At 40.9% G+C, this 11,355-nt stretch carries 8 protein-coding genes; 3 read left to right on the top strand and 5 right to left on the bottom strand.

The genetic code is table 11. From position 1 onward, the window contains the following. Nucleotides 1–145: 145 nt before the first annotated feature. The 5 genes from ACINWC743_RS05050 to ACINWC743_RS05070 form a co-directional block, all read right to left on the bottom strand. Nucleotides 146–1,642 carry an aldehyde dehydrogenase gene (locus ACINWC743_RS05050; RefSeq protein WP_009584621.1) on the bottom strand — a complete coding sequence of 499 codons (1,497 nt, stop codon included), beginning with the start codon at nt 1,640–1,642 and terminating at the stop codon, nt 146–148. After that, a complete protein-coding gene (locus ACINWC743_RS05055) occupies nt 1,642–2,547 on the bottom strand; it encodes a dihydrodipicolinate synthase family protein (RefSeq protein ID WP_009584606.1) in 906 nt (301 codons plus the stop codon). The genes ACINWC743_RS05050 and ACINWC743_RS05055 overlap by 1 nt, the downstream gene beginning before the upstream one ends. A 71-nt stretch (nt 2,548–2,618) precedes the next feature. Then, the gene (locus ACINWC743_RS05060; protein WP_009584629.1) at nt 2,619–3,947 is read right to left on the bottom strand and encodes an MFS transporter; all 1,329 of its coding nucleotides are present in this window, start codon (nt 3,945–3,947) and stop codon (nt 2,619–2,621) included. A gap of 191 nt (nt 3,948–4,138) precedes the next feature. Beyond that, the gene (locus ACINWC743_RS05065) at nt 4,139–5,464 is read right to left on the bottom strand and encodes an NAD(P)/FAD-dependent oxidoreductase (protein WP_009584620.1); all 1,326 of its coding nucleotides are present in this window, start codon (nt 5,462–5,464) and stop codon (nt 4,139–4,141) included. A 76-nt stretch (nt 5,465–5,540) separates the two neighbouring features. Further along, nucleotides 5,541–6,218 carry a GntR family transcriptional regulator gene (locus ACINWC743_RS05070; protein WP_009584626.1) on the bottom strand — a complete coding sequence of 226 codons (678 nt, stop codon included), beginning with the start codon at nt 6,216–6,218 and terminating at the stop codon, nt 5,541–5,543. A 628-nt stretch (nt 6,219–6,846) separates the two neighbouring features. Here ACINWC743_RS05070 and ACINWC743_RS05075 point away from each other — a divergent pair. The 3 genes from ACINWC743_RS05075 to ACINWC743_RS05085 all read left to right on the top strand — a co-directional run bounded on the left by ACINWC743_RS05075 (nt 6,847) and on the right by ACINWC743_RS05085 (nt 10,707). Further along, nucleotides 6,847–8,436, top strand: coding sequence for an alkaline phosphatase (locus ACINWC743_RS05075; protein WP_009584607.1), 1,590 nt, complete (start codon nt 6,847–6,849; stop codon nt 8,434–8,436). A 15-nt stretch (nt 8,437–8,451) separates the two neighbouring features. Next, nucleotides 8,452–9,981: an alkaline phosphatase gene (locus tag ACINWC743_RS05080; RefSeq protein ID WP_009584613.1), complete on the top strand. Its 1,530-nt coding sequence runs from the start codon at nt 8,452–8,454 to the stop codon at nt 9,979–9,981. A 69-nt stretch (nt 9,982–10,050) separates the two neighbouring features. Beyond that, the gene (locus tag ACINWC743_RS05085; protein ID WP_009584599.1) at nt 10,051–10,707 is read left to right on the top strand and encodes a hypothetical protein; all 657 of its coding nucleotides are present in this window, start codon (nt 10,051–10,053) and stop codon (nt 10,705–10,707) included. Nucleotides 10,708–11,355: the final 648 nt, after the last annotated feature.

Consider the following 11,355-nt stretch of genomic DNA (forward strand, 5'->3'; position numbering starts at 1 on the left):
TCTTTCCATGATTTATTGCAACAGCATAGTTTTAAAATTCTTGAACACATCTGATGCAAATGTTGATACTTTTGTCTGGTCCACAGATCAAAGATGAGGAACGATTAAAGGTTGTAGTACTCATCGTTCCTCGTTGGTCATCCAATTAAGATTCTGAAACATCAATCCAGATTGTTTTCAGTTCTGTGTATTGGTCATGTGCCCAAATGGATTTGTCACGTCCACCAAAGCCAGACGCCTTATAGCCCCCAAACGGTGTGGTGATATCCCCTTCACCAAAACAATTGACTGTGACTACACCAGCTTGAATCGCTCGCGCCAATTTGATGGCATGACGTAAATTACTGGTATAAACCGAGCCAGCAAGCCCATAGATTGTGTTATTTGCCAAAGCAATCGCTTCTTCAATGGTGTTGAAAGTGGTCACGGCAAGCACAGGTCCAAACACTTCTTCTTGAAATAAAGTATCCGTGGCTTTCACACCGTCTACCACGGTCGGTTCAACGAAAATTCCTTTTTCAGTCTGACCACCATGTAGAATCTTGAGTTTCTCTTCTTTAGCTTGCTCGATATAGGATTTAACTTTTTCAAAATGGGACTGGCTGATCAATGCACCCAATTTATGTTCTGGATCAAGCGGATCGCCCATTTTCCAATCCGTTAGATGGACGCCAATCAAAGCTAATAATTCATCTTTGACATCGTGATGTACAATCAGGCGTGACGAGGCTGAACAGTTCTCTCCCATATTCCAGAAAGCCCCATTAACAATATGTTGAGCAACCTGATCTAAATCTTCAACATCGTTCATCACCACAGCAGGATTTTTACCGCCGCACTCGAGTACGACACGTTTTAAATTTGATTCAGATGCATATTGGAGAAATAAGCGACCTGTTTCAGTAGAACCCGTGAAGCTGACCATGCTGACATCCATATGCCTGCCTATAGGTTCACCAACTTCGCGTCCCCCACCCGGCAGCACGTTGAACACGCCTGCAGGAAGACCTGCTTCAACAGACAATTCAGCAACACGTAATGCCGTTAATGTTGTTTCTTTTGCAGGTTTCACCACCACAGAACAGCCTGCCGCTAAAGCAGGACCAATTTTCCAAGCCAACATTAACAGTGGAAAATTCCATGGTAAAACCAAACCCACGACACCAATTGCCTCACGCTCAACAATGGATAAAGTATCTGCTCCCACAGGCGCAGTGTTATCATAAATTTTATCAATCAATTCAGCATGCCAACGGATGGTATGAATCATTTCAGGAATATCAGTGAGCTGACATTCACGAATTGGTTTACCACTATCCAAACTTTCCATGACTGCAAGTTCAATGGTATGCGCTTCAAGTAAATCGGCAAATTTGAAGAGAATATGTTTGCGCTGATTTGGTGAAAGCTTACTCCAACGTCCATCTTCAAATGCTGCTTTGGCATGCTCAACAGCAATATTGACGTCCTGTTCATTACAAGCAGTAATTTCAGCGAGCACTTCACCTGTGGCAGGATTGGTGGTTCTAAAGGTTTTACCTGAAACTGAAGCTTGAAATTTGTGATTGATAAAAGCCATTGTTGGCAATTTTAATTTTTGTGCAATATCACGATATTCTGCTGCACTTAACAACCCAGCCATTACGCACCTCCTGTAATCGCGGCAACATCACGTTTAAGTTCTGCGACAATAGTTTGGAAGGTCTGCTTTTTCTCAGCGTCCATATCTTGCAATGGCGCACGCACACTTCCTGTACGTAAGCCATTCAATTCACAACCGTATTTAATACATTGAATAAAATGACCTGTTTCTAGGAAATCCATCAACGGCATCATGGCTGCCATAATTCGGCGACCTTTATCAAAGTCTTTTTCAATGACACATGCTTCATATAAGGCAATATGTTCACGTGGAATAAAATTTGAACCTGCACAAGTCCAACTGCGTGCTCCCCATGCAAAGAACTCAAGTGCTTGGTCATCCCAACCACATGAAATTTCCAACTCTGGATAGTGACGTGCCAACATATGCAGTTGATTCATCTCACCGGAACTCTCTTTCAGTCCGACAAAATTTTTAGATTCAGCAAAAACTGTGTCAAAAAATTCTTTTCCCATACTCACACCCATACGTGCTGGGTAGTTATAAAACATCACGGGTAAGTCTGCTGCTTGATCGATGCTTAAAGCATGAACAGCGACTTCTTTTTCAGTTGGTAATGCATAAGGTGGGATCGTCACCAAAATACTGTCAGCTTGAATTTGCTTGGCAACTTTTGCAAACTCTATTGAATCTTCGGTACGAATAGCCCCTGTTCCCACCATCAATGGAACGCGTGAACCAATCACTTCTTTGGCATACTTTGCCAAGTCATAACGTTCTTGCGCAGTATGGGCGTAATATTCACCTGTGGTTGCAGCAACAATGACCCCATGTACTTTTGCCTCGATTAAATATTCTAAAACATCTGCAAAAGCTGCTTTGTCTATTGCGCCATCTGCTGTCAATGGGGTAATTACAGGTGTGTAAATGCCGTCAAAATTCATGTTCTTTTCTCCATTTGAGGTGTTATATGCTTGCCAGTGCTCAGTTCCAAATCATGGCAAGGTTTTCTGAACTAATTTAAGGTTGTGGATTGTTCCAAACTCATTCCACGTGTTTCAGGTGCAAACGCCAGAGAGACAATCAGTCCCAACAGCGTGACACCCGCTGCCACATACATTGTGTTTCCAATGCCAATTGAATCCAGCGACATTGGCACTAACCATGTTCCTATTGCTGCCCCAATCCGAGAGAAAGCAGCGCCAATTCCCACGCCAATGGGACGTATTTGTGTAGGAAAAAGTTCATTTGGATAAACAAATTGCAAGACTTGTGCACCGCCTATAAACAGTGCATAAAGTCCGAATAAAACCAAAATAAGAATGGGTGAAGCTTCTGAGAAAAAGCCCAAACCCAGTAAAGCCAACCCAGACCACAGGAAACTTTGAATAACCATACTGCGACGCCCCATATGATTGATTAGGCGAGTCGCAAGCACACAACCCACGACAAACAATAAGGTGATCGCTACTGATCCATAAGCCGCCCAGTCACCTTTTAAATGCAAGGCATCCAGAACTTTTGGAGCAAAGGCATACACTGCAAAGACAGGAATGACTGAACATGCCCAGAACATAGAAACAAAAAACACCCGTGTTCCATAACCAGAAGTTAAGAAGCTACTAAAGGAGATTTTCTTTTCTAAAATTTGTGATTGCAGATTATTCAGTGAAAAAGTAGGTCCATAGACTTTTTTAATAATTGCATCTGCTTCAGCAGTACGACCTTTGCTCAATAACCAACGCGGAGACTCAGGTGTACCTAAACGCAGAATGATCAGTAAGATACCAATCACGGCTGGACTCGCCAGTACCAAACGCCAAGCATCTTCAAAGTGACTATTTAAAATCAAGTTTCCAACGATATAAGCCAGTGCAGCACCCACAAACCATAAAATGGTCAAAACGGCCAGACGAGGTCCTCGCGACTGTTGTGGCAAAAACTCAGCAAGTAATGACCCTGCAATGGTGTATTCAAATCCTACACCGATACCAATCACGAAACGGCAGAGGAACAACATCATTGCTGACTCGACCCAATATTGTGTTAGAGAACACAAGGTAAATAAGATCGGTGCAACAAAATAAAGTTTTTGTCGTCCAATTAAACCGCCAAGCCAACCACCGAGGAAACTACCAAAAAAGATTCCGATCAAAGCCGAGGCTGCAATCATTCCCTGCCAAAAGCTTGTCAATTGTAATGCTGAAGATAGTTGTACCATTGCCACACCGACAATACTCAGTACATAACCATCTAAGAGCCATCCACCACCAGTACGGATGGTTAACAGTTGATGAAACCTATTTAAAGGTACATCTTCAATAGAAACATTATTTGTTGTCATCTCTGTCTCCGATCCCTCCAATATTGAAAGGGTGTGCTTCCTACACATTTCCTAAAATAAGGCTGAACAAAGCCTGCAAAATCGAATCAACAATTTCGCTGCGATGAAATGCTTCTGTATTTAGGAGGACTGAATTAATTTAAATCGTTTAAATTCAAAAGTTAAAAATAAGCTTTCATGATGTTGACATATTAACTCTCCAATCCAGCTTTCATTTGCCCCCACCATAGGGTTGCATTTACACCTATGGATAAAAAGGGTTCTGGTGGAACTTTATTCGGTCCAGACGTTGCCAGTAAAAAGTCAATTAATTCACTCCGTTCACCTGCAAGCCAATCTGCCAACAATGTTCCTGTCACAGTACCACGTGTAATGCCGAGTCCATTGCAACATAGTGCACCAAAGACATTTGGAGCTAACTGTCCAAAAAAGCCTTTATGATTTTGTGAAAGCGCCAGTGAACCACTCCATGTATATTCAAAATCCACCGCAGGTAACATGGGGAATCTGTTCTTAAAAGACTGTTCATGGCGTTGTAGAAAACGTTTTAAGCAATGTGGCTTAGGTTGACCGTTGGGATTAAAACTAAAACTGTTTCGCATCAAAATACGATGGTCATGAGTACGGCGTACAGTACTCCCAAAAGGATCAGAAGGAATCACGCCCCAGAAATCTTTACCACCCAGTTGTGCTTGTTCAGTTTCTGTCAAAGGTCGTGTCATGCTGGCATAGAGAAAAACCGGCAACATGGTGCGTTGAATCTGTGAAAAACCAAATCGTTGCCCAAAAGCATTATTGGCAAGGATCAGTTTATCAACGATGATTAGTCCACTTTCATGTTTTAGAACAACTTTATCCCCATATTCAACTTCAGTAATTGCTGTATTCTCATACAGTGTGACATTGGGAGGCAGACTGTCCGCCAAACCTTTTACCAATGCCGATGGCTGTAATAAAATCGTTCCTGGGGTAAACAATGCCTTTTTATAAAATGAGGTTCCAATGTGATTCGGCAAATCCTGTTCACTGATCACTTGATAATCTTGCCCGAGCTTATCTAAACCACGCTGGTATGCCTCGAGTACTGCAATCCCCCGATTTTCAACTGCACCTTGATATTTACCACTACTGCGCATATGACAATCAATACCGTACGCTTTTACCTGTGTTTGAAGTAGTGATTGACCCAGTACATTGAGCTTTAAGGTTGTTTTGGCAATTTCGATATCACCAATATAATCTTCTGCGCCAATATCGTGAGGCAGATCTATCGCAAAGCCTGCATTGCGTCCTGCTGTACCATATCCGACTTCCTGTGCTTCAATTAAAATCACTTCATCATGAGGAAAATGTTCAGCCAAACGTCTTGCTGCTGCCAGTCCAGTATATCCCGCACCAACCACAGCCCATCTCGCAGTACTTTTGCCTGTATGGCGTGCTTTAACTTGCCTTTGATGGCTCAAATGATACCAAGCGCATTGTTGATCATCTGCGGGTAAGGCGGTGACTTTTGTCATCTTTATCAAACTCCATTGATATATTCACTTCATATTCCACTGTGAAGTGAGCAGATATGTTTAAATCTTTCGTTGATCAATATGAAACGGGTACTTCTATGCCCACAGGCACAACATATTCAGTCATTCGACGGCGAGACAAATCCATATGCAATCTAATGATCTCACCTGCTTCACCTGCATTGTGAGCTTCAATTGCTTCAATGATTTGCTCATGTTGTAAAACCGCCGTATTCAAATCTTCTTGCATATCCTCTGTAGTTGGTGAGCGATAAAAGATTTTGCCTAAACGAGCATGATCAATCAGTAAACGTTCCAAACTTGGTAATAAATATGGGTTATTTGCAATCCTGCCAATTTCCAAATGAAATTGATTGTTATAGTAAACTCGCCCTTCTATATCGCCTTGATCAATCGCTTCTCGAAAGCACTGCTGAATCTGTTTCAGTTGCTGGATTTCAATTTGTGTCGCATTGATGGCTGCTAATTGCGTGGTCGAAATATAAATTAAGGGCGCAGCCAAGAAAAAGTTTCGAAGCGACTGATGGCTCATTGAAGACACACGTGTTGCACGATTTGCCTCAAGTTCTAAGTATCCCTCAGCAGCCATTTGTCTTAAAAGTTCTCTGACGGGCGAACGAGACAGACCAAACTCTTCACTTAGCGCCACTTCATCGACAACAGCACCCGGCGCTAATTCCATGCTAATAATTCGGCGTTTTAGTGTTTCGGCTAAACGTATTTTCTTGTCCATAACAAACCTCTGCGTCCCTGAACTTGATGTCAGTCTTAAACCATTCAAGTTGTGTCGACACTTTGTATAATCTCCACTTTTTCAAATCATACAATGTGTCGACAATGCAAAAGATAATAAAAAGGACAGAAAATATAAGAAATTTACTCGACTCATATATTTTTTATGTAAAAATGGGATAAATTAAACAACACTTAAAATTATCCATAAATATCAATAAATTATAATAAATTTTATATAAGGTCTTGTTGAAATATAAAACTCAGAAAAATCATACATAATCATTTCAAACAAGATTGGTTCCATTGAGGATTCAATAACTTCCATGAATCCGCCTCAAAAGCATTATTCAAGATAAATCAGTATTCATGGAAGTGAAAAGATTTTAGTTTGAATCCGTTCCCTCCCTACAATCATCATTTGAGTGACGAAACAACTTGCTTTTATTGCGTCATCATCATCGTTCATTTTTTAATTTTGAAGACACCATATAAAGACATCATCGTTAAATTACAATTTAGTCATATTTAAGAAATTCTAAAATTGGCAATAAAAATGTCATCAACACTAAATAGACTCAAATCGAACAAAAAAAAGCCACTATTATTATTCAAAGGGTATTTGATCTATGTTCTTTCTAAAAATGACCAAGAGGAAAAAACTTCTCGCATTCAGCTTGTTAGCAATCCTCGGCGGTACAACCATTACAGCTTGCTCGGACAATGACAAAGATAATCCGCAAGTGGTTACACCAGTAAAACCAACGACGAAGAATGTCATTTTTTTCTTGGGTGATGGGATGGGCATAACCACCTTAACCGCTGCACGCATCTATTCAGTGGGAGAAGATGGCGATTTAACCATTGATCGCTTACCAGAATCCGCTTTTGTACGGACCTTTTCTGAAGATGGTCAAGTTACAGATAGTGCACCATCTATGGCTGCCTATATGACAGGCGTAAAAATGAAAAATGAAGTCATTTCAATGCAGACAGGTACTGTTGCGACACCACCCAATAGCAATGGAACAAGTAACTGCGACAGTGCTGCCGACAATAAAGATAAAAAACCAGCAGAAACCCTACTTGAACTTGCCAAGTCAAAAGGAATGGGAACAGGCATTGTTACCACAACACGTGTTACTCATGCTACGCCTGCAACCACCTATGCTCATGTTTGTCACCGTGATGCAGAAAACGATATTGCAGCACAGCTGGTTCCAGGGGGCAAAGGCACAGGTTATGCAGCATATAACACTAAGCTCAAAGATGGTGTTGATGTCATTCTCGGTGGTGGTTTAAGACAATTTAAACCTACCTCTGCGGGTGGAAAACGTGCCGATGGTCGTGATCTTATTCAGGAAATGCAAAAGCAAGGTTATAACTTTGTTGCAAATGGAACTGATTTTGCAAAAGTCGATCCAAGCAAAACTCAAAAACTTTTAGGCTTATTTAATTCTAGTCATCTCAATTATGACCTTGATCGATTGAATAAAAAAATTGATGAACCAAGTCTTGCCGACCTTACCAGCAAAGCGATTGATGTACTACAAGCCAAAAATAAAAGCTTTTTCTTGATGGTAGAGGGTGGACGTATTGACCATGCACTCCATGACACCAATGCAAAACGAGGGCTTCAAGACACTGTGGCATTTGACAATGCAATTAAAACTGCAATTGAAAAAATGAAAAAAACAGACCCTGAACTCAAGAATACATTGATCGTCGTCACTGCTGACCATGACCATACAATGGTTCTGAATGGCTATGCAAAGCGTACAGGGAAATATGTTAAAGGTGGAGAAACCAGTGTTCTTGGACTGGTTAAAAACTATAACGGTGAAGGTGTAGCAAAAGATATTAACGGAAATCCGTATGCCATTATCGGATTTGGTACAGGTAAAAAACGCCTTGATTTTGATCGTAAAGAACCACGTGGTGCGCTCGTCGACAACGATATTTGTAATCCAGTCAAAGGACCTGTTGGAAATTATAAAGACAGTCTCGGTACAGACATCAGTACTGTTGGTTGGTGTACAGGGGTTGCCTCAGATGACTTTCAACAAGAAGCCGTCGTTCAAACAGGTTTTGCTGATGACGAAACACATGGAGGAACAGATGTATTTTTAGGTGCAATAGGAGCTGGATCTGAAAACTTTTACGGCAGCCTTGAAAATACTGAAGTGTTTCAACGTATTCGAAAAGCCATTGGTCTATAAACAAGGAATATAACCATGTCAAAAAATATAAAACGAGACAAAATCAACCTTGGGGCGTCCATCATTGCTGCCACATTATTACTGAGTAGTATGTCTGTTCAAGCAGCGGGTGAAGCCAAAAATGTGATTTTCTTTCTAGGTGATGGTATGGGACCAACCGTGGTCACTGCCAGTCGAATATATGCTTATGGTGAATCAGGTAAACTCACCATGGATACATTTAGCCGTGCTGTGCGTATCAAAACCTTTTCTGAAGATGGACAAACGACGGATAGCGCACCTTCAATGGCAGCCTACATGACAGGACAGAAAACCCGTAATGAAGTGATTGGGATGAGTCCTGGTACAGTAGCCGTTGAACCAGCAGCAGGTAAAGCACCTGATGGGACAAGCGTTCGGAATGCTGTAAATCGTTGTCCAGAACCTGGTTCAAGCACTGCGGCAGGTACAGCTGCAATGACAATTCTTGAATTGGCAAAAGCCAAAGGCAAAAAAGTTGGGGCAATCACCACAACTGAACTGACCCATGCAACCCCTGCTGCAACTTTTGCACATGTATGTAATCGAAATGCCCAATTTGAAATTGCCCGTCAAATTATTCCTGGTGGGGCTGGCTACAACAGCAAACTACTTGATGGTGTGGATGTATTGATGGGCGGTGGTCGTAATCACTTTACCCCATACAGCCCTAGCAATAGCAGAGGGCGTATTGATGGACGTAATTTATTAAGTGAACTGTCGGCAAAAGGTTATACCGTTGCTGCAAACAAAGCCGAAATGCAATCTGCGCCACTCAACAAAAAATATATTGGTCTTTATACGGCAACCTCTCACCTTGCCTATGATCTGGATCGCTTGAATGGTAAGGCACCAGATCAACCTAGTCTTGCAGAAATGACCGTAAAATCACTTGAGATGCTACAGGCACAAAGTGGCGACAAGGGTTATTTTTTGATGGTCGAAGGCGGTCGTATTGACCATGCCCTGCATGGCACTAATGCCAAACGTTCACTACAAGACACTATCGCCTTTGATAATGCGATCAAAGCCGCTTTAGACAAAGTGAAACAAACTGATCCTGATCTCAAAAACACCTTAATCGTGGTCACAGCAGACCATGACCATACCCTAACCTTTAATGGCTACAACGCCCGTACAGGAAAAACTACAACGACTAATCCGGGGATTTTAGGCTTAAGCTATTTGTATGCTGTTGCCAACACTGCTGCTGCACCAAATCGCATTTTGGCTGATGGAAAACCACATGCTCCTGCCCTTGATGTAAATGGCAATAATGGATCAGTACTGGTATTTGGTAATGGTGGTGGTCCTCGTCCGACTTCTCGTGTCAACATTTCTGAACAAGATGCTGCTTCTGATGATTATCTACAAGAAGTTGGGATTCGCATGGGTGCACCTGGTTCTGAAACCCATGGTGGTGGTGATGTCATGCTATATGCAGAGGGCGCAGGTTCATCGATATTTAAAGGAACACGTGATAACACTTGGGTCTTTAGCAAATTAAAAGAAGCTTTTGGGTTCTAAATTTTGATCTATTTAAAACCTCAGCGAGGTGTATCTAGCTGAGGTTTTCTTGCTTATACAGGGTTATTTATGCGTTTTATTATCACTGTTTTATTTATCTTCTTCATCCATACTGTTCAAGCCGCACCAGTGCTTAAAGCGACCATTAGCCGAGAGTCTCAAGTGATTGGCAATGATGGTGTTACCCACACTTCAGTATTTCAAGAACACATGTATCGTGATCAAAATAATGTTTGGCTTGAGCGAGTGCTTCCAAAACATCATCAACATTCAACCGATGCTAAAAATAAACCCAACCATAAACACCTAGATTTATCTGAAACGGCACAACATTATTTTCTCGACAATAAAAAATCAACACGACTCAATTTGGTTTTGCCTGAGGATAAAACTGTCATTCATTTACAAACTGTAGATATTGAAATGCTGGGTTTGACTAACTGCTGGACTTGTGTCTTTTCCATTTTTGATTCTCGATCAGTGAAAAAAATGAAAATCACTCAGCAAGGTAATGGCTATACGTGGTATGAGAGCCAAAATGCAAAAAATAAGATTAAAGTAAAATGGGACAATAAAAATAATTTAGCGCTGATCATCGATATTCGCAGCTTAAATGGGCAAAGTTACAGCTTGACCAAAACCCACATCCAACAAGTGAATATTACGCCACCATGGACTCAATATGGAAAATTCATCTCGAAGGAATATGCAGATTTTGGGGATTGAACTATAGCTGATTAAAGTATAAAAAGCTTAATCTAACTGGAACATATTTTTATTTGGCTGATGTTCAATATTTCCTAAGCCCTCTTCCAAATTAACAACTTTCTAATAAAAGATTGGACATCAACCGAATTTTTTTAATAAAAATTTTAGTTTGATTTTATGAAAAATCCAACCGACCTAAATAAATAGATCAGCATAGTTCACTCATTCATGAGTAATTCATAAATTTAATTATCGTGAATTCGATGCAATTAAACCCTCAACTCATTGAAAGATAATAAATCTATGTGGATTTTTGCTGGATTTTCATCCGATTTTGGATGAGGAGCGAAGTTCCGTAAGCGCAACCATCAATATAGTTTCATTGCTCTGATCAATAAAATGAAGGCGATCAATAGATTGTTTGATGATCTAAAGCTTGCACTGCCACGCTTTAGTGCTAAAGTTTAAATTCTTTTGCGTGGGCGATGCCTCACTTTTCAGAGATGAAAAGTGACAAAAATCTTTCGTTGAGCGAGGGGTACATCCTCATACCCCCGCTCAACATGGCAACATCCATGTCGCCTCACGATAGCAAGACCATCAATGATTCAAAAAGTACAAAATAAATGAATCATCCAAATCAATTGTATGAATAATCAGGCGGTT

The organism is Acinetobacter sp. WC-743 (assembly GCF_000335555.1).
GTDB classification, from domain to species: domain Bacteria; phylum Pseudomonadota; class Gammaproteobacteria; order Pseudomonadales; family Moraxellaceae; genus Acinetobacter; species Acinetobacter bereziniae.